Annotated in this window: 26 protein-coding genes; 13 read left to right on the top strand and 13 right to left on the bottom strand. The window is 42.7% G+C overall.

Translation table 11 applies throughout. The features are described 5' to 3' along the window. Positions 1–68: 68 nt before the first annotated feature. Positions 69–725: a dienelactone hydrolase family protein gene (locus V7L20_RS03090; protein WP_334742658.1), complete on the bottom strand. Its 657-nt coding sequence runs from the start codon at positions 723–725 to the stop codon at positions 69–71. A gap of 578 nt (positions 726–1,303) precedes the next feature. Here V7L20_RS03090 and V7L20_RS03085 point away from each other — a divergent pair. Then, a complete protein-coding gene (locus V7L20_RS03085; RefSeq protein WP_334742657.1) occupies positions 1,304–1,801 on the top strand; it encodes a transposase in 498 nt (165 codons plus the stop codon). Positions 1,802–2,097: 296 nt separating this feature from the next. On the opposite strand, the gene V7L20_RS03080 is transcribed toward V7L20_RS03085, so the two are convergent. Together V7L20_RS03080 and V7L20_RS03075 are read right to left on the bottom strand one after the other, a co-directional pair. Then, positions 2,098–2,274: a hypothetical protein gene (locus tag V7L20_RS03080; protein WP_334742656.1), complete on the bottom strand. Its 177-nt coding sequence runs from the start codon at positions 2,272–2,274 to the stop codon at positions 2,098–2,100. A 430-nt stretch (positions 2,275–2,704) separates the two neighbouring features. After that, on the bottom strand, positions 2,705–3,985 hold the full coding sequence (locus V7L20_RS03075) for an FGGY-family carbohydrate kinase (RefSeq protein WP_334742655.1): 1,281 nt from the start codon (positions 3,983–3,985) through the stop codon (positions 2,705–2,707). A 199-nt stretch (positions 3,986–4,184) separates the two neighbouring features. Here V7L20_RS03075 and psaM point away from each other — a divergent pair, with 199 nt between their 5' ends. Both psaM and V7L20_RS03065 read left to right on the top strand, forming a co-directional pair. Further along, complete coding sequence (gene psaM, locus V7L20_RS03070; protein WP_040630342.1) at positions 4,185–4,274, top strand: photosystem I reaction center subunit XII; 90 nt, start codon at positions 4,185–4,187, stop codon at positions 4,272–4,274. A 250-nt stretch (positions 4,275–4,524) separates the two neighbouring features. Then, positions 4,525–4,935, top strand: coding sequence for a hypothetical protein (locus V7L20_RS03065; protein WP_334742654.1), 411 nt, complete (start codon positions 4,525–4,527; stop codon positions 4,933–4,935). A 265-nt stretch (positions 4,936–5,200) separates the two neighbouring features. Here V7L20_RS03065 and V7L20_RS03060 read toward each other — a convergent pair whose 3' ends face one another. After that, positions 5,201–5,926: a tetratricopeptide repeat protein gene (locus tag V7L20_RS03060; RefSeq protein ID WP_334742653.1), complete on the bottom strand. Its 726-nt coding sequence runs from the start codon at positions 5,924–5,926 to the stop codon at positions 5,201–5,203. A 709-nt stretch (positions 5,927–6,635) separates the two neighbouring features. Here V7L20_RS03060 and V7L20_RS03055 point away from each other — a divergent pair. Further along, positions 6,636–7,100 (top strand): hypothetical protein, encoded by a 465-nt coding sequence (locus tag V7L20_RS03055; protein ID WP_334742652.1) that lies wholly within the window; start codon positions 6,636–6,638, stop codon positions 7,098–7,100. A 6-nt stretch (positions 7,101–7,106) separates the two neighbouring features. Further along, positions 7,107–7,664: a glutathione S-transferase family protein gene (locus V7L20_RS03050; RefSeq protein WP_334742651.1), complete on the top strand. Its 558-nt coding sequence runs from the start codon at positions 7,107–7,109 to the stop codon at positions 7,662–7,664. A 64-nt stretch (positions 7,665–7,728) separates the two neighbouring features. Here V7L20_RS03050 and V7L20_RS03045 read toward each other — a convergent pair whose 3' ends face one another. The 4 genes from V7L20_RS03045 to V7L20_RS03030 form a co-directional block, all read right to left on the bottom strand. Beyond that, positions 7,729–8,220 carry a YajQ family cyclic di-GMP-binding protein gene (locus V7L20_RS03045; protein WP_012411046.1) on the bottom strand — a complete coding sequence of 164 codons (492 nt, stop codon included), beginning with the start codon at positions 8,218–8,220 and terminating at the stop codon, positions 7,729–7,731. A 99-nt stretch (positions 8,221–8,319) separates the two neighbouring features. Continuing rightward, complete coding sequence (locus tag V7L20_RS03040) at positions 8,320–8,718, bottom strand: MAPEG family protein (protein ID WP_334742650.1); 399 nt, start codon at positions 8,716–8,718, stop codon at positions 8,320–8,322. Positions 8,719–8,805: 87 nt separating this feature from the next. Next, on the bottom strand, positions 8,806–9,309 hold the full coding sequence (locus V7L20_RS03035; RefSeq protein ID WP_292860451.1) for a DNA recombination-mediator protein A: 504 nt from the start codon (positions 9,307–9,309) through the stop codon (positions 8,806–8,808). Between the two features lie 241 nt (positions 9,310–9,550). After that, entirely contained in the window at positions 9,551–9,880 is a 330-nt protein-coding gene (locus V7L20_RS03030) for a PadR family transcriptional regulator (protein WP_334742649.1), read from the bottom strand. 15 nt (positions 9,881–9,895) lie between these two features. Here V7L20_RS03030 and V7L20_RS03025 point away from each other — a divergent pair, with 15 nt between their 5' ends. From V7L20_RS03025 to V7L20_RS03010, 4 genes are all read left to right on the top strand, one after another. Continuing rightward, on the top strand, positions 9,896–10,033 hold the full coding sequence (locus V7L20_RS03025; RefSeq protein ID WP_334742648.1) for a hypothetical protein: 138 nt from the start codon (positions 9,896–9,898) through the stop codon (positions 10,031–10,033). A gap of 263 nt (positions 10,034–10,296) precedes the next feature. Then, complete coding sequence (locus V7L20_RS03020; protein WP_334742647.1) at positions 10,297–10,458, top strand: hypothetical protein; 162 nt, start codon at positions 10,297–10,299, stop codon at positions 10,456–10,458. Between the two features lie 346 nt (positions 10,459–10,804). Beyond that, on the top strand, positions 10,805–11,182 hold the full coding sequence (locus tag V7L20_RS03015; RefSeq protein ID WP_334742646.1) for a hypothetical protein: 378 nt from the start codon (positions 10,805–10,807) through the stop codon (positions 11,180–11,182). Positions 11,183–11,230: 48 nt separating this feature from the next. Next, positions 11,231–11,362, top strand: coding sequence for a hypothetical protein (locus V7L20_RS03010; protein WP_334742645.1), 132 nt, complete (start codon positions 11,231–11,233; stop codon positions 11,360–11,362). A gap of 16 nt (positions 11,363–11,378) precedes the next feature. On the opposite strand, the gene V7L20_RS03005 is transcribed toward V7L20_RS03010, so the two are convergent. The 5 genes from V7L20_RS03005 to V7L20_RS02985 form a co-directional block, all read right to left on the bottom strand. After that, the gene (locus tag V7L20_RS03005) at positions 11,379–12,473 is read right to left on the bottom strand and encodes a phosphotransacetylase family protein (protein WP_334742644.1); all 1,095 of its coding nucleotides are present in this window, start codon (positions 12,471–12,473) and stop codon (positions 11,379–11,381) included. 735 nt (positions 12,474–13,208) lie between these two features. Next, the gene (locus V7L20_RS03000) at positions 13,209–13,586 is read right to left on the bottom strand and encodes a response regulator transcription factor (RefSeq protein ID WP_334742643.1); all 378 of its coding nucleotides are present in this window, start codon (positions 13,584–13,586) and stop codon (positions 13,209–13,211) included. Positions 13,587–13,738: 152 nt separating this feature from the next. Beyond that, positions 13,739–17,107 carry a PAS domain S-box protein gene (locus tag V7L20_RS02995; protein WP_334742642.1) on the bottom strand — a complete coding sequence of 1,123 codons (3,369 nt, stop codon included), beginning with the start codon at positions 17,105–17,107 and terminating at the stop codon, positions 13,739–13,741. 13 nt (positions 17,108–17,120) lie between these two features. Continuing rightward, positions 17,121–19,100, bottom strand: coding sequence for a GAF domain-containing sensor histidine kinase (locus V7L20_RS02990; RefSeq protein ID WP_334742641.1), 1,980 nt, complete (start codon positions 19,098–19,100; stop codon positions 17,121–17,123). Positions 19,101–19,665: 565 nt separating this feature from the next. After that, complete coding sequence (locus V7L20_RS02985; protein ID WP_334742640.1) at positions 19,666–20,166, bottom strand: fatty acid hydroxylase; 501 nt, start codon at positions 20,164–20,166, stop codon at positions 19,666–19,668. 677 nt (positions 20,167–20,843) lie between these two features. Here V7L20_RS02985 and V7L20_RS02980 point away from each other — a divergent pair. The 4 genes from V7L20_RS02980 (at position 20,844) to V7L20_RS02965 (ending at position 24,472) form a co-directional block, all read left to right on the top strand. Continuing rightward, entirely contained in the window at positions 20,844–21,185 is a 342-nt protein-coding gene (locus V7L20_RS02980; RefSeq protein WP_334742639.1) for an HAD family hydrolase, read from the top strand. A 6-nt stretch (positions 21,186–21,191) separates the two neighbouring features. Further along, positions 21,192–21,539, top strand: coding sequence for an HAD hydrolase-like protein (locus V7L20_RS02975; protein ID WP_334742660.1), 348 nt, complete (start codon positions 21,192–21,194; stop codon positions 21,537–21,539). A 267-nt stretch (positions 21,540–21,806) separates the two neighbouring features. Then, positions 21,807–22,865, top strand: coding sequence for a chlorophyll a/b binding light-harvesting protein (locus V7L20_RS02970; protein ID WP_334742638.1), 1,059 nt, complete (start codon positions 21,807–21,809; stop codon positions 22,863–22,865). Positions 22,866–22,948: 83 nt separating this feature from the next. After that, positions 22,949–24,472 (top strand): chlorophyll a/b binding light-harvesting protein, encoded by a 1,524-nt coding sequence (locus V7L20_RS02965; protein ID WP_334742637.1) that lies wholly within the window; start codon positions 22,949–22,951, stop codon positions 24,470–24,472. Positions 24,473–24,591: the final 119 nt, after the last annotated feature.

The raw sequence follows: 24,591 nt of genomic DNA, 5'->3' as shown, positions 1-24,591 counted from the left end.
CGTTGACTTCACTCCGGCTATTAGCCAATAGTCTTGACACTCCCCAGCCTGACTAAGTTTCGCTTCGCTCACTTAGTCGTAAAGGCTGGGGATTCATACAAGAAAACTTGGTGAGGTATGTTAGCATTCTCAATTGCTTTTATTATGGTTTGGCGATCGCTCTCTGGTATATGAGGATCAAGAGTACCAAATATCATCAGCATCTCGCCTTTAATTTCACTTACCCTTTGGATTGTATTGGCTACCTCTTTACCCAGTTTGCCACTGGGAATGCCAGTAGGGTAACAGCAGACACAAGCCCGAATTTCGCTTTGAAATGCGGCGCGGAAAGCTAAATGTCCACCAATACAAAAGCCGAGAGTGCCTATTTGATTTGGAGAAACTGCACTCTCTGTTTTCAGAAATTCAATCACAGCAAGGCAATCGGTATCATAATCAGCTACCGAGGTTCGACGCGCATCGTCATTACCGCGCATTCTTCCCAGATCGTCTGGCTCAATTACTAAACCAACTGGCTCAATTCGGTGAAAAATTTCTGGGGCTGCTACTACATAGCCGTATCCTGCTAAGTAGTTAGCTAGACGAATCATTGGATCACCTAACTGATAAATATCACTATAGAAGATAATACCAGGGTATTTTCCTGCTGTTTTGGGAGCTGCAACATAAACACGCATTAAGCTGCCATCTACTCTTAACTCAACGTTGCGCTTAGTGATTTGCACTTTTTTACCTCCGTGTTCCGCTTGCTGTTATTAAGACAGCTATTGCCATAAGGCATTTATCCGCATCTACAAAATACCTGAAGTTTTTCCAGCATCAGGATAGGCTACTAACTGTCAACTAAAGAAAGCAATGGCGTTACATATTTGCGGGATGATTTTGTTAGTTTTGTGAGACGGGCAACATAAGCATCCTTTGTATATCGGGGCGCTCATGTTGCCCACACTATCATCTTGAGATTCAGCAACACCACAGCAATAATAGAAGTTTTCAGTTTGCAAATCACCCCACCCTAACCCTCCCCTTATAAAGGGGAGGGAACTAGATTTCCTGTTTCCCCCCTTTATAAGGGGGGACTAAGGGGGGTAATTCGACTTGTGTGTACACCGTAGCTTTCCTTGCTCTTAAGGGGCTGGGGGTTAAGTCTGTATTGGACTCAATCCAGAAACGCTATATATCATTGTCGAGATGTGAAAAAACCTAGAATTGACGCAACGGTATCGTTATTTTCGAGATGTGAAAGAACGTAGTCGATAATTAGCAATCCGCCTGTTAAGTTTGACAACTTGGTATAACTAAAATGACCCGCCAGAAAAGAAATTTGTCAGCAGGATTTTCTTACCACATTACTACGCGCTGCAACAACCGCGAATTTAACTTGGCGCGGCGAGAATGCCGGGAAGTCTTCTTATATGCAATAAAAAAAGGTTTGGACAAATATGGCTTCAAACTTTATGCGTTGTGCATCATGTCGAACCACGTCCACTATCTCATAGAACCAGCTACCTCAGAAGATTTGCCTAAAATCATGCATTTTCTCAATTGGTACACAGCCATGTGCTTTAATCGAATGCTCAATCGCACAGGACACTTTTGGGAGGCGAGATATTATAGCTGTGGGTTTCCACCCACGGATATTAAGCGAGCATTAAATACTCTGCGCTACATTCATGGCAATCCCAAAGCTGCTCAAATGCGACGCAGTTTTTTCTACGATTTCAGTAACTATGGCACTTATGACCAATTGACTGTTGATGGATTGACTCTTCGGGCATCCGGCTTTCCTAGAACTGGGTAAAACTTTAGATGAATGTGCCAAAAAATATCGGGGGTTTTGTCAAAGGTATAAATCAAAAGCAAAACCAGCCAAACTTTCTTGCTGGGGATTTTGTTGCTGGCTGGCCATAAAATTAGCCGGAATAAGGGTAAGCACAAATGCTCACCTAGTCAACTGACACTTTTCGCGCGGGGCAGAAGTTTTAAAGAAGTTTGTTCAAGCTAATAGAGCGTTTGACGTAAGTTGCATGAATGAGGTATATATTATACCTCATCAAATCCAAAATCCGCACACAGCTAGCTCGCTCACAACCCCAGTTACCCTACTATTACCCTTCCCGTTAATCTATCTACCTTTAATGAACCCACAACAATTGTTGTAGAACCGCTACATAGCTCAAGAGAAGTCTGTCCTCCTGAAAAAGCTTCTTCTTCTTCCGTTTTTAGCTCCGAAAACAAAACTCCTTGCTGCGAAATCTTTTGTTTCTGTTGCATTTTTTTTCTCCTCTCACTTTTGGCGAAGGTATTGCTTTTTTCTACTACAAATTAGATTATACAGCCGTTTGACGCTTGTTAACTGCTTTCTGACAATATCCTACTTATCCCACTTTTCCCACTTTTTTCTACACGAATAAAGTTTAAGTTTTTCTTTTTTTAAGCTAAATATTGGTCGTCCAGAAGCAAGTCTTCTATTACATGAATCCACCCGTTACCGCGAGCGACGCTAGGCTATCTTTTTCTCACACGGATAATAATAAAGGGGATAGATGACATTCGCTTGTGGCGAAGCACCCATCCCCGAATAGCTGCCCAGATGATAAACCTGGAATCAAATGTCCGGTATCTAATCATCCCAGTATCGGCCGAGATATGTAGATTGTCACTGGGATAGATACTGATTTACGAAATACCTACGAAGAGATTGTTACACAATCAACTCTTGTTCACCCTTACTTCCGCCTCCCATCGCCAACAGCGCCGTTCCGTAAGCTGCTTCTGTATACACTGAGATTACTACAGGAACCTGCAAATAACGCGCTCTAATTGCAGTCCAAGTATCATTCGCCGCGCCACCGCCAGCGGTATAAACACGGCTCAACTTGTCTGCGCCCATTTCTTGTAATAATTCATACCCTCGCGCTTCTATACGGGTAATGCTTTCTAATAACCCATGCAAAAATTCCACTGGATTATCTGGGCGTGGTGACAAACGTGGGGCTAAATTGGGATCGTTAATCGGAAAGCGATCGCCTACCTTCAACAACGGATAATAATCTAACTCGCTAGCTTTTGATGCATCAATCTCCCGGCTAAGGCTTTCTAACTCAGCGTTTGTAAAAAATTGCTGTAGCACTGCACCCCCAGTATTAGAAGCACCACCAGTCAGCCACAAATCACCCAACCGATGGCTGTAAATTCCATATCGCGCATCCTCTATACGGGTACGACTTAACAACTTTAGTACCAACGTTGAACCAAGGGAAGTCACAGCTTCACCAGGTAATTTTGCTCCACTGGCAATAAAAGCGGCAATACTATCAGTTGTACCAGCACACACCAGACAATCACGCCGGAAATGAAACTTATCCGCAATTTCAGGGCGCAATTCGGCAATCGGAGTCCCAGGAGTTAAAACTTTGGGTAACTGAATCGGTATTTGCAAATTTTCTAGCCATTCTGGGTATTTCAACTCTTCCACGTCATAACCCAGCTTTAATGCATTATGGTAATCGCTAATCCCCAACTGTCCATGTAGGAGAAACGCCAGCCAATCTGCTTGATGCAAAAAATATTTAGCTTCACTAAAAGAAGGTAATTGCCTCATCCACATCAGTTTGGCCAAGCTGGAGGTGGCACTCAAGACAGTATGATTGGGAGGTGCTATACTCCTCAAATGCTCTAGCACAGATGATCCCCGCGCATCGTTATACAGCAATGGTGCATCTGTTGGATTGCCAGCAGCATCGACCAGCAAGACGGTGGAGGAAGTACCATTAATGGTGATCGCTTTTATTTCTCGCCGCAATTGGTTAGGTATTTGTTCCACCAGCACAAACAAAGCCTCCTGCCAAATTTTTGGCATAACAGAGGCTGGTGAGTCTTGGAAGGCATATCGCACCTGTGCCTGAATACAAGAGGCTCCCTCATCAATCACTACACCGCGTGCGCCAGATGTGCCGAAGTCGATACCCAAATACAAATCCATAGTTTTATGAATTTTTTTAATAAAGAATCACTAAGAACTACTGACCAATAACTGCTTTTGTTGCATCTTGTAACAAGATATTCCCCAATCTTGGCAAAACAAGGAAAAGTAGTAAACGAACTGTTCAAAATCTATTCAGGTTAGGAGGTTTTCAGCCATGCCTATCTTAGATACTCTGTACATCGCTCAGATATCTTCCATCTCAGATACTCAAGTCTACATTGCTCTAGTTGTGGCCTTGATCCCCGGAGTTCTAGCTTGGCGATTAGCCACAGAACTTTACAAATAAGGCTACGATGTGACACAGTAAAAAAGCTAATAATCCTGGCAGTACGGGGTGCAATTTCCATACCTTATGACTTTACGCCATAAGTATCTAGGAACCTTGCACTTACGTAAGCCAGGTTATTTTTTAACTAGTGCAACACTTGTAGCTATTTCAAAAAAATGAAGTAATATGACAGCTAAATCAGCAATAATTAGCGCCAGAGAGCTTTTACAGTGCTTCCCTTCACTCAGCGAGGTTATTTTTTAGCATCATGAACGCAATTCAGCCCTCCAGACCACCGTTACAACCTATACAAAAGCGCCAGGTCATTCCTCGACCAAAGCGGCATCTTCGCCAACGTTCTTACCAGATGATGGCACTGGAAAGCACAGCCAAAATAGCAGTTAATCTTGTGATTACAGCCGTTGCAGGATCTGCTTTAGCACAACTTGTGCCTTATCATTGGTCACAGCAACAAAAGTTGCGCGAAATTAATACTGAAGTCAAACTGATGGAAGTACATGTCAATAGTTTGCAGGTAGAATTTAGCCGTAACTTCGATCCTCAGCAAACCAAAAGTATTATGCAACAACAAGGATACAGATTTGATCCTACTCAGCGTCGGGTCATCTTGATGAATCCGGAGCGCCGAGAAGATGAACAAACAGAGTCATCACCCTAAGACAAATAGCGAATTTGAGATTATTTAAGTTTCTTGTGATTCAGGCTACGTATAAACCGGGTGTTAATTTATATTATTGCTAATAAATAATGGTTAATAGCTAATTTTTGAATAGCTATGTAGCTATCTTCTATTAGTCATTAGCGATACAGCGTCGCTACGCTCCAATTCAAAATTCAAAACTTGTACTGAGCGTAGCCGAAGTATTCAAAATTCAAAATGAAGAATCTACTTTTTGAATCCTGAATTTGCAAAAAGGATTAATCTACCAATTAGGACGCTGATAAGATAGCAACTCGTTGAGCCAATTTTCGAGTTGTAAACGCAAGCGACAACCAGTAATATCCTTACTGTTGTCGATAGAGGGCAGTTGAGTAAGGGCGCGACGATAATCAGCGATCGCACAATTCCAGTCGCCCCAAAGATGGTAAGTCCTGCCGCGTTCAGCCCAGATATGACCTTCTAGTTGACCGAAAAGCAGGGCTAACTCAAAATTCTCAACTGCCTCCTCATATTGCCCCAAATCACGCCAGGTAATGCCTCGGTTAATCCACGCCCGGACATGGCGAGGATTCAAATCAATCGCTTGATCGTAGTCGGCAAGTGCTGCTGCTAATTCTCCACAAGCCGCGTAGTAATTTGCCCGATTATTATAAGCACTAGCCAAATAGGGATTTAGTTTTAGGGCGGTATTATAATCGGAAAGCGCTTTTTGCCTTTCACCACTTTGAAAATAAATTAGCCCTCGGTTGTTGTAATCAATCGCATTGTGGGGATGGCGGGAAATTAGTTGGTTTAAAAGTGCGATCGCTTCAGTATAATCTCCTTGTTGAGCCGACCTCAATGCACAAGAGCGTAAATAGCGATCGCCTAAAACAGATTCGCCACTATCATTTTTCCTCTGTCCTTGGGCTTCATTTGTAATATTTAAAACAAATATATATTTGTTACTTTGCTGGTCACCGTCAGCTAAAAATGAGTGAATATTCATCTTAACCTACATTATATCCGTGCTTTGTGGAATCAAATCTAGTTTTTTCTATTAGTGTTTTTACCACTATGTCTATTTTTAAAGTACTTAGGGTTACATGAAAGCGAACTCAAGAGAGAACTTAACCTAGCCACACAACAGGAATCTACGCCCTAAATAAACAATTCATCCTCAAACCTAATCATGAATACTTCATCCGCAAGGTGAATTCCAGAAATAGCAGATGTCAATCTCAAAGGCTAGCATTGCAAGGCAAAAGTCAAAAGTATTATGGAATAAGCTCTTTAGAGATTTTAAATGGTTGCTCTATTTCCACCGTGGCATACTACTCAAGTAGTAAGAGCGACAAATTGGTAAAATGCCAACAAGTTGTTCATTAAAGAAGGGATTGGGGATTTAGGGATTGGGAACTGGGAACTGCAAAAAATTCACTTTCCACTCTCACTCAATGCCTAATCCTTAATCCCTAATTTCAAGGGCTGGGGAGACTTCTCTACGAGAGGCTGCGCCAACGACAAGCGGTAGTTGAATCTCGACTTGGCTTGATTAGCGCGTAGCCGAAACTCGATTTTTGCAGAGTCGAAACTCAGTGCATCGCTCTTTACTGGGAACTGCGAAGAATTCACTTCCCACTCTTACTCAATGCCTAATCCCTAATTCCTAATCCCCAACCCCTAAATCCAATTTTTAAATTTTGAGAAATTTTCCGATGACAACCGCAATTTCCTATCCTAATGCCCCTGATTTAGCAAGCGATGATTATATTGTTATCGGCTTGGCAACCTGCTTCGTCAAAGAAGATGGCGAGGTTTATCAAATCGAAGTTATAGAACCAATTCCCTCTGCGGCTTTGGAAGCGCTCTTAAAGGGCATTCCTACCTCCTATAAGCTGGCTCATGCAACAACTTTGGGATCTCTGCTGGATGGTGATTCGCTACTGTTGCCAGATGGCTTCCCAGAGTCGGCTCAGTTTGGAGAAGAATTTGTCGCACGGGCATTTGCAGCAGCTCGTACTTACAAGCGTCGTGAATCTGCAAAATCTTTAATTCCCTTAGGTACAAACTACACAGAATTTAAGTATTCCATTGAGCGCAAGCGGGTATTAAATGCCGCTAGAGTTGTCACCAAAGAAGATAACGTTAAACAACATTCTCATACTCACAAAGTTCTTTAAGTAATTATGCTCAAACTTTACGGTGGCGCTCGTAGTCGAGCCTCAATTGTTCACTGGTATTTAGAGGAATTAGGAATTCCCTACGAATTTGTCAAGCTTGATATGCAAGTGGGTGAACATCTACAGCCTGCATATTTGGAAATTAACCCAGTTGGTAAAGTTCCAGCAATTGTTGATGGGGATTTTAAACTTTGGGAATCTGGAGCAATTTTGCTGTATCTTGCCGATAAGTACAGTAAAAGTTCACTTTCATCAGAGGAACGTGCTGTATTTTACCAATGGGTTTTGTTTGCTAATGCTACCCTTGGGCCAGGGATTTTTGTAGAAGCAAGTCGGGAACGGGAAATGCCCCGCTTGTTGACTCCGTTAAATGAAATTTTCAGTAAGCAACCTTTTGTACTTGGTGATGAGTTCACTGTTGCTGATGTGGCAGTTGGGTCTATTTTAAGTTACATTTCCGTCATGCTGAAGCTAGACCTCAGCCCCTATCCAGCAGTGTTGAACTATATGAAGCAGTTATCTGAGCGTCCGGCATTTCAAAGAAGTATTGGCGGACGGACTTAATAATAATTCGTAATTCATAATTCGTAATTCGTAATTGAATTATTAACTATGAATTACGAATCTTTTAACGATAGTTTGTAAATTGCAAAGCAACTGGGTAGTCTTCTTGTTTTAAGCGCTGCATGACTACTTGTAAGTCATCTTTAGATTTGGCAGAAACCCGTACAGCATCACCTTGAATTGAAGCTTGTACCTTTTTGAATTCGTCCCGAATCAATTTAGAAATTTGTTTGGCGATTTCCTGACTGATGCCTTTTTTGAGTTTGATTTCTTGACGCACGCGATTACCACTTGCTGATTCAACCTTGCCAAAATCAAAGATTTTTTGGGAGAGGTTACGCTTGGCAGCTTTTTCTCGCAGAATGGTGTGTACAGAATCTAAGGTAAACTCGCTGTCAGTACTAACGTTAATACTTTCTTCAACTAGCTCGACAGTAGTTTCAGTGTCTTTGAGGTCATAACGACCTTTGATGTCTCGGATAACTTGATCGACAGCGTTAACCAACTCTTGTCGGTCAAAGTCGCTCACAATGTCAAAGGAAAAAGTAGAAGCCATAAAATATTTTGGATTTAAGATTTTGGACTTCGACTTCGCTCAGTCGAACAATTTTAGATTGGGAAAACTCTTCCCCACTCCCCACTCTTCATGCCCCAATTAACTAGTAGCCTGGATGATGCTTAAGAAAAAGAGAGTGGCACAGCTAAGCATGCCAATAGCAAACATCAGCGATCGCAAAAGGGGTATATTCAAAATATAAAAAATCGAGTATAGCAAACGGGCCACCACAAAGGCGATCGCAGCCACTTGTGCCTTAGTTGAGTTTACACCAGTTACATAAGCCATCAATGCGGCTGCTGCAAACACCATAAACGCTTCAAAGGTATTCTGATGTGCCCAAGTAGCTCGTTGGGCATAAGGTGGCAATTTATCAAATAGAGCGCGAGGAGTAGAAAACATTTCAGATCCAATACGCGCACGGGCATAAGCTACTAGCAAAAATGGCACGTAAATTAGAACGACAGCAGCAGCGATCGAGTACAAAAAAATTATCATTACTTATTAGTTATTGTTTATTAGTCATCAGCCATCGGTCATTAGTCTAATACAAAGGACAAATGACGAAAGACAAATGACAAATGACTAATCAAAGTAGAAAAGCGTCACCACTTTTCTTTGTTCTTCGGCATCCTGACAAGTTTGTAACAGGGTGCCACTGTCGTGAAACGCAAAGCAAATTAGTTGCTGACAACGGGAGACAATCTCCTTGTTGCACAAGTAACTAGCTTCAGCAAGAGACAGATTATCATTACTGGGATTTTCGACTAGATGCATTACCTGTTCTAGTTGCTGGCGCGATTCCAAAGGCTGGCGTTCCAAGCTTTGGGGTAGAATCACTGTCAACAAATTTGCATCAGCCCGTGTTGCTCCCTTGATAGCAGCTGAATTTGTACCTGTAGCACCAGAAGTGATGATTCGATTACCCGATAAAACTAGGGCATAAGTCATCATTTCAATAAGATTCTGATGCGTAATCGGGACGTGACGAGAACCCAGCAAGGCAATTCTTTTAGAACCCGTTTGCTGGATTGTCGCTAGTTCTTGCGCTAATGTATCTAGGTTAATAAGGTCTGTTGATTGGCTCAAAGATGGAGAAAATCAGATTAAACGACCCAGATATTCTACCAAACAGCGTGTAGATACGAGGAAAACTTGAGTTAAACATTGCTACTAATTTTCGATTGTTTGGTTCAGTAACTCCATTACTTGCTTGCATCAAGCTAGCCAATGTGTTTCGTAACTAATACCATTTAAGAGAGTCAAATACTGAAATTTGCCTGATTCTGACAGTTATTGTGGATTCTGAAAGTAACGTTGTTCTAAGTCCTTATACGTAGACAATTTTTTTTTGATGGGCTTTTTGGTGATGTGCTAGCTCTGCCAAGATAGTTTGGTTAGAAACAATACGACCAGCAAAAATTTTTACCAGTAAATCATCTTTAATCGGTGTGGGTTCACAAGATTGAGCAATCCACTCTTTGAGATGCTGTTCTCCCAAGTCTGTAACACTGTAGAGTCTTTTATCTGGCCGTCTTGCTTGAAGAATCGACTCGGAACCAATCAATCCTTGATCTTCTAGCTTCGCCAACTCCCGATAAATCTGCTGGTGACTTGCTGACCAAAAAAAGCCTACAGGACTAAGGGAATTTCTACTCACACTGCCCGCCGGAGTTTGGTAAACCGATTGCGGAAAAACGGTGTTGATAAAGCTGTGATTCGCAAAATCACCGGACACCGCGACAATAAAGGGCTTGACCCCTATTTGGAAGTTGACATCGATGAAGTTCGCGCGGCGATCGCAACTCTATGAACCCCCAGATCCTATTCCTGCAAATTGAAATTTTCTTCGAGCGCTTACAACAGGGGTGACCATCCTTTATATCTGGCTATGGCTCTGGAGAATCTCGCTAGTCAGGCATGGGAGGAAGTTGACCAGTTGTACCCGAATTTGTGAATCTGTGACAAACCGCAGTGGCGGGGAATAATCTGGACTAAATCTATTACATCTACATTTTTTGCGATCGCGCACTTCAGGAAGTGCGCGATCGCTTTTGATAACTCTGGAGTAATCCTATGGCTTGGTGGATTCAGGTACTTCAAATTGCAGATGCTCAAGGTAAGGGAACTGGAAAATACAGATTAACTGCCAAATCAGACGAAGATGGCGGCGGCCCCTATGGGTTATGTGAACATGAGCATGATTCAATTGAAGAGGCTCAAACGAAAACCACTTAACTATTTAGCAAACCCGCCTGATGAGGTGGTTGAAAAAGCCGGCGAAACGCGATCGCGCCCTCATTGTGATCGCGTCGCGGTCTGGAGTCCAACCCAGACGTACAGCACACGTACACAGCAACTTAGGGCTTTTTGTATGAATCAAGCTTTTATGGCTTTCTGCCGTTCGTAAGCTCGGCTGCCTTTAGTGTGCTGTTCCCTCCCTTATGTCACCAGAAGTTACCGCTTCTGGTTTTGCCTTGAGAGTGAACTAGGCTTTTGTGGCCTTCGGGTGATTCGCAGGCATGGCATCAGGGACAAGACAGAACCACCCAGGAGGAACTGCCTTTACTCTAAAACTGTCGGTTTGGGTATCACCCAAACAGTTCGTGAACATGCGCGTAGGATCTGTAATCTCCAATGCGAGGAACACACTATTGAAGGAGAGTTACGCCAATTGCTTGCTGATTCTGGCTTTGAAGCTTACCGTCAAGTTTTTAAAAAGTTTGGATTTAGCGATCGTCTTTCGTCGGTGATCATCTCTCAGATTTACCCGATTGAGGGATTTCTGGATGCGGACCGGAAACCAGAGGTGAAAATCCGCCGGGGGCGAAACTCGAAAAAGCCAACTAAACGGCACCTTTGGCTAAGAAGATTTCAGAAAGCCCTTGGCGCTGCTCCGTCCCTTGAAGCATCCGGCGATAGCCGTAATCATCCAGTCCATCGCTGGCTGCCACTGCGTTAAATGAATTCCTAGAGTGAACCGGGAAGATATGAGGCGGTTTACGGGAATATGCCTGTCTTTGGATTAGCTGCTGCAACTAAGCACATACCAGCTATGGGGCGAAAAGAAACAGCACGCCGTCGCCTGGGAGGTGGCGGCGTGCCAGCTGTACCTTCACCAGCAATACAGCCTCCTAACTGATAACTGAGCAATGAATCTAAGACAATGCCGCTGCGGGAGTTAAATCTAGTTTGGATAACAAGCGGTCAATGTCAAAATGCTGGGACATCAACTGGCGAATACACTGAACCTTAATCGGCTCGTGGACACGGACTTGGCCAAAAGTGCGGTCAACAATTTCTACAGTGGTAAGGGTGTCTAAGTCAACAGACAAAATGGGGATTTCTAGTTCTTCAGCGCGACTGAGAATGAACGGCGGGGGTGGTAGTTGCCCAGTGAGAATTAAACATTGGGTAGAAGTTTCCAAAGCCGCTTGCTGAATTTCCACGCGATCGCCTCCTGTCACCACTGCCATATTCCGGCGTTTGCGGAAATATTTCACAGCTGAATTGACATTCATCGCTCCAATTGCCAGACTTTCTACTAACAAATCCATGCGATCGTTGCGACAGAGAACATCAGCCTTTAACTGCTTGACTAGTTCGCCAACACTAACACTGCGGAGCAAATTGCTATTCGGCAGCATTGCTAGCACTGGAATCTCCTGCTGTTCCAAAAATGGGCGCAAGAGAGTGTCAACTGCTTCTAGTTGGGTGACAGGGATATCATTGATGACAACTCCAATCAAGCGATCGCCTAGACGCTGTTTCGCAGTCAATAGCGCCTCAACCGAAAGCAACGATTTATAGCGGGCTACTAACAGCACGCCAGCATTCAATACTTCAGCCATTTGCAGCAAAGACAAGTCAAACAAATTGCCTTCGGACAAATTACCAGGCCCCTCCAGTAACACTAAATCTCCTTGAGACTTATGCAAATATTGCTGTATTAAGGACTGCTGATAATCGGTTTTGTCTTCCCCCCGCAAGCGCTTTTGCACATTTGGTTCATCCAAAGCCAGCATTGTAGGTGCAACGCGGTTTTCCGGCAAATTGAGGCTAAGAGCGATGAACTGGACATCTTCCTCAATTACGGTTCCACTAGACGAATTGAAAGACGTACCGAGTGGTTTACCGTAGCTAATATCCAGACCTTTTTGCTGTAGCTGATGAGACAAACCCAGAACAGTTGCAGATTTACCGCTGTAAGTCTCGGTCGATCCAATCAGCAAATATTTAGGGAATTTTGGCACACATGCACTCCTAATTTCAAAAGTCAGAAGAACCCAGCTAGGTGTTTCCTAATTCTAGTTCCTTCTGGCAAAAGCCTCTCGCTCTCACAAATTAAGCTTTCCCAGAATTACCTTCTGATTGAACAAGCAAGGGAGCCTTTTATGGCAGGCTTGACTTAATTTCTTATAGCTGGCACAAAAAAGCCAGATCAAGGGTTGAGAGAGCCAATGTTGTTAACCTTATCTTGCTCGGTGATGGCTTATTCTCCCTGCGATGCCGCTTGCGCCCGCCTGATTGGGATCACCGCCTCGACCAAGCAAGGAAGTTGCGCGCTATTGGCTTTTTAAATTAACTTCATTCACTTGCTGTGTTAGCAGCATCCGCAATTTTTAACGCTCAGTCTAGCTATGCAGTATCTATTGTCTATGACACTGTATATGTTGATCGCCGCATCTGATAATTAATCAGGTAGGGTGGTTTAATACAAATAAAGAAAAGTACATAAGTTTTGATTTCTCATTTTGTGGCATGGCTTTTTATCCCTCTCCCACGGGGATAAATGCTTTGAAACCAAGTTTTAATTTTTCTCTGCTTGTATAAAAAACCAGCCCTTCCTAATGCGGGAAGGGGGAAAATTCAAAGTCTCTGTCTCTTTTTCTAGGAGAGAGATGAAGAAGAGAGGTTTTCTAGATCCCGTGAAAAGTCAAATTGTTCCAAGTACTGTCAAAGCAGATGAAAAGCCTTCATAACTTTCCTCAAAAGCCCAACACCTGCATTGATTTTTCAAGTACTTCTTTGGGACGAAATGGTTTAGTTAGATATAAATCTGCACCAACTTCAATTCCTTTTTGTTTATCAAATTCCTGTCCTTTCGCTGTCAATATTACAATGTAGATGTCAGTCATTTGTAGTTCGTGTTTAACAATATTACAGACTTGCAGACCATTCATTTTAGGCATCATTACATCAAGAAAAACCAGGTTTGGTTTTTCAGTTTTAATAGTTTCGAGAGCTTCTTCTCCATTTCTAGCAGTTAGAAGTTCAATCCCTTCATCTTCTAATACTTCTAAGGCTTGTTCCATCAAAATTAAGATATTGGGTTCATCGTCAACAATTAGAATTTTCTGAGTCATAGGGATCGGAGATTGGGGATTAGAGATTAGGTACTGGGGATTAGGAATTAGGTATTAGGAGAATTTGTTCTTAGTTACCAGTACCAGTCCCCAGCGATGCACTGAGCGCAGTCCTTCTGTCTCCAATCCCCACTACTAAGTCACAGCGATTATTATTCAGACAGCATAATAAAAAATACATTTTCCAACTCCTTTTCAAAGCGTAGGGTTTTCACCAAATCAGTTTCTTGAGAGAAGATAGAATCGATGATGATCATGTCAGGTTTGGTTGACAGGGCTTTATAAATGCATTCTTGCGGATCGGAGGCTTCAATCACGCTGTATCCTTGAGTTTGCAGTACATCTGATAGGGTTTTTAAAGCTGATGCATTTTTATCTACAACTAATACCTTTTTACTAGAAATACCCTGGTAAAGCAGTGAGTCAATTTCGTTGAGGAGTTTTTCCGTGTCAATGGGCTTGGTGAGATAGCGATCAATGCCAATATGGTAGCCCCGTTCTTTATTTTCAATAATCGATAGAATGATAATTGGAATGTCTGCGGTTTGGGGATCATTTTTGAGAACGGCTGCCACATCGAAGCCGTTGATTTGAGGCATCATCACATCCAAAAGAATCAAATCGGGACGAGCTATTTTGATTTGATGAATTGCATCCATGCCGTCTTTTCCTTCCCGAACGTTGTAGCCTTCGTTTTCCAGTTGTTGACGCAGCAGTTCCCGAATGTTAGCGTCATCATCTACAACCAAAATGGTTTTACGGTTTTGGTTCAGCACAGCATTTTTGGTGATGACGTGTTCTTTGAGTTGTTGGACTAGCGTATCCAAATTCAGATTAGCAGTGTTTTTTTGATCGCTGGCGTAAGTGGGAATGATAAATGAAAATACGCTGCCCTTACCTGGTTCACTCTCAACCCAGATTCTACCGCCGTGATGATCGACGATTTGTTTACAGATGGGCAGTCCTAATCCTGTGCCTTTGGGTTTGTCGGTGAGGGTGTCGCCAACTTGGCGGAATTTCTCGAATACTTTCGGCTGGTCTTCAGGCGCAATCCCAATGCCTGTGTCAATGACGCTGAAGCAAACACCGTCGTTTTCCTGTTTGACGCGGCAGCTGACACAACCAGATTCGGTAAACTTAACGGCATTGGAAATCAAATTAATTAAAACTTGCAGCAAACGATTGCGATCGCCTACTATCTGAGGCAGTCCAGGTTCAATCTCGCTGACCAATTGCAAGCCATTGGTTTCAAATAAACCGGCAGTAGAATTGGTTGCCCAGTCTAATAATTCGCTGGAATCAATCGGCTGCATCTGCCATTCCACCTTACCTGCTTCCATCTTGGCGATGTCCAAAACATCGTTAATCAAAGACGTCAGCCGTTCTGCTTCCGACACAATAATATTGAGATTGTTAGCCACCCGCTTAATCGTTTTCTGAAGTTTGCGGTCTTCGGTAGAAATCATTGGGAACACATCGGTTTCCAACTTTTCTTGAATGATGGACGCAAAACCGAGGACAGAAGTCAGTGGCGTCCGCAGTTCATGGGAAACTGTTGAAATGAAATCGGTCTTCATCTGGTCGATTTCCTTTTCTGCCGTTACATCGCGAATTAGCAGCGCCGAACCGAAGCAGGTAGCGGGTTCTGAGTTTGCTGTTTTTTTGAAAATGGCGGTTGCCACTGCCTGACCAATGCGTTCTTTGGTCAGTGCAACTTCGGCAGAGAAAACCTCTTGAGGATGGGACTGAGTTCGTGCAACCAGGTCTGCTAAACCAGATATCGGCAATTCTCGGTAGTGACCGTTGAGGGGGCTAGCTGTCAATCCATACATGGTTAAAAAGGCAGGATTGAAGTGAGTGATTTGTCCTGCGGTGTCTGCCACTAACAAACCATCTGCTAAGTTATCTAAAATGGCATTTAATCCCTGTGCTTCTGCTAGGGTATTTTGCATGGCAGCCGTCCGCTCTGCAACTCTGGCTTCCAGTTCTTGATTCAGTTGCCGCAGAGAGATTTCTGCTTGTTTGCGGGCAGTGATATCGGTATTGATTTCCAGCACCGCGCAGGGTTGACCAGAGATGTCCCGTTGCAACGTCCATCGGCTTTGCACGGTAATCAGTTTACCCTCATGAGTCTGGTGTTCCACTTCTCCTTCCCAATTGCCTTGCTGTAATAAGTCTGCTACAATTTCTTGTTTTGGTTTTGGAAAGGTTTTTTTAATAAATGCGTGAATGTATTGGCCTTTTACTTCCTCACGCGTCCAACCGTAGAGAGTTTCAGCACCTTGATTCCAGTACAAGATTTTCTCGGTCATGTCGCGCACAATGATCGCATCGCTGGAATGATTCAACATATCCAATAAACGTTGATTTTCAGCTTCTGCCTGCTTGCGATCATGAATATCAGTACAAGTGCCAATCCATTCCCGAATGCTGCCGTCTTCTTCCAGGACGGGGGCACCACAGACAGAGAAGTAACGGTATGTACCATCCTTGCCACGCAGCCGATATTCGGTTTGGTAGATCCCCCGGTTTGTCACAGCAGTATTCCAAACTTCTATGGATCTAGCACGGTCATCGGGGTGAATTGGATCAATCCAGCCCCAACCCTCAACTTCAGCTTTGCTCTGCCCCGTATATGCTATCCAGGTAAGCATTTCACTGCTTATTCCCAGTCCTTCTGGGGTAGCTCCCCAGACGATCTGTGAACTAGCAGTTACTAAGGAGCGATATCGTTCCTTAAGACGCTGATTTTCGGCTTCTGCCAGCTTGCGATCATGAATATCAGTGCAGGTACCAATCCATTCCCGAACGCTACCATCATCTTCGATAACGGGGGCACCCCAGACCCAAAAGTAGCGATAGTTGCCATCCTTGCCACGAATTCGATATTCAATTTGATACATGCTCAGGTTTGCTACGGCAACACCCCAGGCTTCTACGGTATAGCCGCGATCGTCGGGATGTACAGCATCAATCCAGCCCCCATTTTCTGCTTCAGCTAAACTTTGACCTGTATAGGCAATCCAGTCTGTCAATTCAAAGCAAATTCCTTCTGGTGTGCTGACCCAGATAATTTGCGTGTTAGTTTTGACCAGAGAGCGGTATCGTGCTTCGCTCTGTTTCAAGATTTTTTCGGAGTGTTGACGTTCCTCCTGGGCACGCCTGAGGTCGCTAATATCTTCCACACTTGACCAGATCAGGCGCTCTCCATCCTTTTCAATCATCAGTCCAGATAACCTCACCGGAACCAGATGCCCGCCTTTGTGGATGTACTTCTTCTCATAAGGCCCATAGCGACCAGTTCGTTCCAAGTCTTCTAGACAAGATTGCTCCGTAGCAGCATAATTTTCTGGAGTAATTTGCCAGTAGCTGAGATTCAGGGTTTCTGGAACAGTGCGCCCCAAAATAGCAGCATAGGCGGGGTTGATGTTAATTAACGTCCCATCTGTTCGGCATAGTGCTAGCCCAACAGGACATTGTTCAAATAGCTGACTGTTGTATTCATCAAGTTGCTTAAACATGGTTAAGGTTTCTTTAGTGGCGTATTTGGGTAGGGTTAAAACAACAGAACCAAGACAACAAAGTGGCGTAAAGCTTTAACGAAATTGGCTGGCGTTGAAACATCTGGTAAATTTGATCGGGTGATGCAACTTCCACATCTGGATTGTGCTGTGAAAGTCGCTCAATCAGTTGAGTATGGCGGATCAGCAGCTCCGTCGGTTTAAGTATTGGAACTGTTGATGAAATGAAGCCGTCAGTATCGGGAGTAGGAGATAATTCTGTTGTGGGAGTTGGCAAGCCAGAGGTGCTATTTTGTTCTTCAGCAGCGTCTGTCAATGCACAATTTACTGGAATCTGAATCCAGAATTCTGTCCCTTCACTCGGTTGAGAACGACACTTAAGCATTCCCCCATGTTTGTCTACAACAATTTGGTAGCTGATTGCCATGCCTAACCCCGTTCCCTTGCCAACATCTTTGGTGGTGAAGAAGGGATCGTAAATGCGGCGAATTACCTCCTCCTTCATGCCTGGACCATTGTCAGCGATGCGAATTACAACCCACTGTTGGTCTAGAACTTTGGTACGAATAGTGATTTGGGGATTGGAGGTTGGGGATTGAGAATTATTTTTGACTCCCCAATTTTCCATACTTTCTTCCAAAGCATCAATGGCATTTGCCAGGATGTTCATAAACACCTGATTCAACTGTCCGGGATAGCATTCAATCGGCGGAAGTTTTGCGTAGTCTTTAACGATTTCAATTGCCGGACGATGAACATCTGCTTTCAGGCGATGATGAAGAATCATTAGCGTTCCATCAATGCCATCGTGGATGTTCACGGCTTTCATTTCAGCTTCATCATGGCGGGAGAAGTTTTTCAGGGATTGGACAATTTCAACGATGCGACCTGTGCCCAATTTCATCGAATCTAGCAGTTTGGGGAAATCCTGCATGATAAATTCCAGGTCTATATTGTCTAACTCTGATTCCAGTTCTGGAGGAGCAACAGGTATGAATTTCTGATACTTTTCTAACAGGTGCAATAAGTCTTGGGCATATTCGGCAACATACTTTAAATTGCCGCAAATAAAGTTAACCGGGTTGTTGATTTCGTGGGCAACTCCGGCAATGAGTTGCCCGAGACTGGACATTTTTTCGCTTTGGATTAACTGAGTTTGGGCTAATTGCAACTCATGGAGAGCTTGCTGAAGCTTCTGTGTCTGGGCTTTTGCCTGGACAGCTGCTTGAGTGCTTTGCTCGTAAAGCACAGCTTTTTCAATAGCGATCGCAGTTTGAGAGGCAAAGATACTCACAAGTTTCAAGTGTTCAGCCTTGTATGAGTCAGTTTTGGCGGTTCCAATAGCGATCGCTCCCAGTACCCGCTCTTTAGCTCGCAACGGTACACAAATCATCGCATTAACGTTTTTTTGTCCCTCTAATCGCGGATCGGCTTGCACATCATTGACGAGTTCTGCTCGGTTGGATTGCACAATGTTGCCGATAATTCCCTTACCCGGTTCCGGCTGACTGTGATCAAAAAACACTCCAAATTCAGCAATGATTTCAAACGCAGTTGCATCTGGACTCAAAAGCAGAATCATCCCTGCAGATGATTCAATTAATTGACTCAATTCTTGAAGCACAAGTTGGGCAATCTGTCGCGTATCTAAACTTGTTGTCAGTTGAGTCGAGATATCGTCAAACAAATCAATTTCCTGATATCGCTCCAGCAATTCTTTAGCGAGTACTTTCTTCTCAGCTTCTTGCTTTGCCAGAAATGAGAGCAAATTTGCAAGTATAGTTGCTTGTTCTTCCCCAATAACCCAACCGATGATTTCTCCTGAAACCTCGATTGGATAGCGATTTTCCACAGTTTGCTTTCCAATGCTAATTAGCTTCGTGCCGTCTACCAGTTCAACATCAATCGCGATGTTGAACTGGTATATTAAGTTATGAATAAGAGATGGCAACTCTTTTTTGTTGAGCATCTTTCTGAGGCTAACTGCGGGCATGAAACACCTCATCTAGAGCAGGCTGCAAATTTCTGACAATCAGTGTTGGTCTGTTGGCGTAGTGTCTTAAAGAGAAACATACACTATATTTCAACCTCCTGCTACCTTCACCGTAGCTATCCGTACCCTTTTGCATAAGCAAGCTACGCCTAGCATCTTCAGAAAAGAGAGGAATTCTCATAAAAATCTAGGGATATAATGATTTACTAATTAAGACTAGTTTTCCCAAAAACATTAGCGATATAACAGCGAAGTTGGACGGGAGCAAATACATTGAAACTCTTTACCAGAGGTATTCTTCCATCCTTGTAACTCACTTACTATTTGATAAGTTCTAAAGTAGCTATAAGTAAAAAAAAAATAATTAGATAAATCCATAGATTTTAATCTATGGAAACTAATGTCTCTTGTTGCTACTCCTGATAAATTGGGAATTAGCTTTATTGAGTATGTAAGTTAGGGTATTTTTGAAAGCAGAATAATTTCCTTTAGCGTACCAAAATCAGCTGCGATCGCAGCTGATTTTGGTAACTTTAAAAAGTGTTTAGGTAAGCGGTAGTTTCAGTTAGATATGAGAAGCGCGAAAACGAAGTCTGACTAATCGCAGCCAGCGTAACCATATTTGTGCAGGCTGTTCAAAGAAGGTGAAAATATCACCGAAACCTAAATTAGTTTTGTGATGATGTAACCAATGTCTCTCAGGAGTAGTAATAAATAGAATTTGACATAAAATATTTACAGGCTTTGGAGTTTGCCAACCCAACACACTTATGTGTCTCCACCATACATGAAACTGACCAAGCAGTAATCCAGAGATAACGCCGATGCGAGAGAAAGGCCACAAGACTACTGCTACAAGTATATAAGGCAAAGCTCCCAAGATACCATCTAAAAGAACTTGGGGATTAAAAGTCAAAATAGCGTAATGGCGAAAGTCCTTCTTCCAGGAGTGGTGCGTTTTTAAATGTAGGCTACCAAAAACGTGCTCGGGTACGTGATAAAAGAATGTAGAGAAAAAATCGCCAAAAAACAGTAATAACCAAGCAACAGCGATCGCCTCAAGCATTTGTACTCCTCAGGTAAGTTAAGAAAATTCCGCAAAAAATATGCAAATTTTATGATATAGAGGTAGACACCTAATTTTCTACTATGCAAGCATCATCTATGCATTTCATGGGTCTACACTCCAGTTAATTTGGCGAGAGAGTATATGTAATTGGGTGAGTTGCAGTTTCATGAATCTATAATCCTTAATGCAGTAAACAGCAACTTTAAAAACCTCCAATTTGGCTTTTAACTCTAGATTAATGGTACAGATACATCTAAAAACCGATTGAAATACTGTACTTTGTCATAGTTACTACATAATCTTCTTACTAAGACATACAGCGTAAGCAAAGATTAAGTTAAAACTAGTACAAATTTAGGTTAAGGAATTCTTCAGTATTATTAATACTAAGCTGATTGCAATTAGATTCCTGCACTGTTAGAAATGCTAGACATATCTGGCTACATTATTACTATTGATGCTTTTGCGTTCTCAAAAATCGATTGCCGAGAAAATTTGGTCTTTTCTTGTTTACCTACTTAAACTCTGCTTTGATAATGAAAGAAACGTTCAGAAACTTTAAGAGCGGCAAATGTGGCGATGTCTGCGGCGGGCTGCGCCAACATTTCTGGGGTGAACCCATCTTTTGGTTTGTGAAAACTGAATACTATTAATCAAGCTATAGAGTATAAAAAATGATTTACTTCAATCAGTACAAGGCATTAACTTTCGATTGCTACGGAACCTTAATCGATTGGGAGAAAGGTATCTTAGGGCTGCTAAAGCCACTTCTGCTAGCACATAACACTAATTTGGATGATGAGGAAATTCTAGAACTGTTTACTGAATTTGAAGCAGAACTGGAAAAAGGAGACTATGTCAAATATCGGGAAGTTTTGAAGAGAGTAGTCCAGAAATATGGTGAACGATTTGGTTTTGAGCCAACTACCGAGGAACTAAATTCACTTGCTGATTCGATTCAGCATTGGCTGCCTTTCCCTGATACAGTTGAGGCACTTAAAAGCCTTAAGCAATAGTTTAAACTGGTAATTATCTCAAATGTAGATGATGATCTCTTTGCTTTCTCAGCAAAGCACTTGCAGGTAGAATTTGACCAGATAATCACAGCAGAACAGGCAAAAAGCTACAAACCTTCCTTAAACAATTTCAGACTGGCTATTGAAAGAATTGATTTGCCACTAGAACAGATATTACACGTTGCCGCTAGTGTATATCACGATATCATTACAGCCAAATCTCTCGGACTATCAACAGTCTGGGTAAACCGTCGAGTCGGTCAAAAAGGACTTAAAACCACAAAATCAGCAGTAACTCAACCTGACTTAGAAGTGCCGGATTTAAAGACTCTCGCTGCTTTAAGTTTAGAGTAATTGGCTAATCTTGATTGAAACACCGGAAAAACAAAAAGTAGCATCCAAATTTACTCAGATAATATTCTTCTTTCTCCCCCAGCTAAGAGCTAAGTGCCCCTCTGCCTACACACCGATAGGATATTTTTTTAGTTGGAAGTCCCTTACTGAGAGTCGTTAGTCACCATCTTTCCACAATTAATGAAATTTAATTGCATTAAGTAAAAAACTAGTGTAAGCTTTTTTTTAAGTTATTGCATAATATTCTCAACAAAAGATAGGTGTAAAATGACAATTTCTACAAGTCCGCTGTCGGTGGAGCAAGACCTCACCGACTCGCCTTGGTGGGCTGGTAACGCCAGGCTGACTAACTTATCAGGAAAATTACTAGGCGCTCATGTTGCTCATGCTGGTCTGATAGTTTTCTGGGCAGGAGCCATGACTTTATTTGAGCTAGCCCATTTTAATCCAGCAAACCCGATGTACAAACAAGGCTTAATTTTGCTACCTCACCTAGCTACTCAAGGTTGGGGTGTAGGTGCAGGTGGTGTAGTTTTGGATACTTATCCCTACTTCGTAATCGGAGCTTTACATCTGATTTCCTCAGCCTTTCTAGGCTTTGGAGGAATCTTTCATTCCCTACGTGGTCCCGAAAAATTAGAGGGCAGAGTTCCTTTCTTTGGCTACGATTGGGCAGATACGGGCAAAATGACTACAATTCTTGGTATTCACTTGGTTTTACTAGGTTTTGGAGCATTTTTATTAGTTGTCAAAGCAATGTACTTTGGTGGTTTGTATGACCCCAATATTGAAGATGTGCGAGTAATTACAAATCCGACACTAAACCCATTTGTCATTTTTGGCTATCTGTTTGGTGGAATTACTAAATTCTGGATTGCTGGAGTTGACAACCTTGAAGATGTGATTGGCGGTCACATTTGGGTTAGTGCGATATTGATTTTCGGTGGACTTTTCCACATTGTGACTAAGCCCTTTACCTGGACGCATCCACTATTTGTTTGGTCTGGAGAAGCTTACCTCTCATACAGTCTGGGCGCTTTAGCACTGATGGGTTTTATTGCAACTCTCTTCGTATCGGTAAACACTACTGTTTATCCCGAAGTTTTTTATGGTCCGGCACTCGTGGTTAGACAGAATATCGTGCCGTACTTTTCATCACCTGATCCTGACCTTGTAACTGCCCGGACTTGGTTAGCTAATGCCCATTTTTGGTTAGCTTTCTTCTTTCTCCAAGGTCATATCTGGCACGCCTTGCGGGCGCGTGGGTTCGATTTTCGCAAAGGTAGGGTGAGTCAGGAGGCGGTAATTCCTCAACCAATTACCTAAATTTAGTTTAATGCAATATAGTTGCAATTAAATTGAAGTAAAAGTTCAACAATATTGCTAAAAAGTCTCAAGGAGTTCTGGAAATGACAGCAGTAATTGAAGATAGCCCATATAAGCAACAAATACCTGATGTTGGTTGGTGGGCTGGTAACTTTCGTCTCACTAATTTATCGGGAAAATTACTAGGCGCTCATATTGCCCATTCTGCATTGATTTTGTTATGGGCTGGAGGGATGACCTTGTTTGAATTGTCGCGCTTCAACCCTAATGAGCCAATGTATGAGCAAGGATTAATCATACTACCTCATCTAGCAACTCTGGGTTTTGGTGTTGGTGCTGGTGGACAAGTTATTAGCACGTATCCGTACTTCGTAATCAGCGTCTTGCATCTGATACCTTCAGTAATTTTGGCAGCTGGTGGTATTTACCACTCTCTGCTAGGGCCAGAGGTGTTAGAAGACAATCCTACTTGGGCTGGCTTTTTTGGCTATGACTGGAAGGATAAGGACAAGATGACAACAATCTTGGGCATTCACCTAACGCTTTTAGGTTTGGGTGCTTTAGCTTTAGTTGCCAAGGCAATGTTTTGGGGTGGACTATTTGACCCCTGGGCTGCTGGCGGTGGAAACGTAAGGATAATCAATCATCCGACGCTCAACCCATTCCGCATCTTTGGCTATCTGTTTGGGGTTTGGGGATCAGACGGAATGGCAGCTGTCGATAACTTGGAAGATGTTGTCGGCGGTCACATCTGGGTTGGGTTGATGCTAATTGGCGGTGGTATTTTCCATATCTTGACTAAGCCATTTGCCTGGGCGCGACGAGTTTTAATTTACTCAGGGGAAGCATATCTATCTTATAGCATTGGTGCTGTAGCATACATGGGCTTTTTAGCAGCATACTTTGCTTCAGTCAATAACACCGTCTATCCCGAAGTTTTTTATGGCCCGGTTAAAGCTATAGAAACTTCTACTGGTATAGTTTCTGCTCGTGGTTGGTTAGTAACTTTCCATTTTGTCCTAGCGGTAATATTTCTGTTAGGTCACATTTGGCACGCACTGCGTGCCCGTGCGATCGCCGCCGGATTTGATTTTAAAAATGGTGACATGGTTCAGCCACCACGGGTAGAGCGCCAAACGAGTAATCAAGCAAGCTTAGTCAACTCTTCTGATTTGACGCTAAAGTTTCTCAAATACTTACCAATTTATCGCCGTGGTATATCTCCTCTGTGGCGGGGATTGGAAATTGGTATGGCTCATGGTTACTGGCTGGTTGGTCCCTTTGCAACATTAGGTTCATTAGGTTTATTAGGCAATTCTAATGTGGGTAACTTACTTGGTTTACTAGCCGCAGGCAGTTTGATTTTGATCCTGACAATTGCTTTTTCAATTTATGGCACTACCAGCTTTGAAAGACAGCAAGAAATCTATCCACGAGCAGCAACGGTTGCAACAGTTCCTCGTGTGCCACAGACTCTCAATTCTACTGAAAGATGGAGTCAGTTTACTGAGGGCTTTTTGATTGGTGGGATTGGTGGAGCAATCTTTGCTTATCTGTTGTTGAATAGTATTGCTGTATTTGCTGGAATTGCTATCAATTCGATTTAGTCATGTAGCAACTTAGTAGGCATTATGTAAAGACGTAGTATTCTACGTCTTTACAAATATTATCTGCCCAGTAATAAAAGCAAAAATATCAAAAATTGGTTACTTTTTCGGAAATACAA

The sequence above is a fragment of the Nostoc sp. genome (assembly GCF_036916735.1).
Classification (GTDB): Bacteria; Cyanobacteriota; Cyanobacteriia; order Cyanobacteriales; family Nostocaceae; genus Nostoc.
Note: the sequence above shows the minus strand (reverse complement) of the source record. Positions and strands in the feature narration are given on the sequence as shown.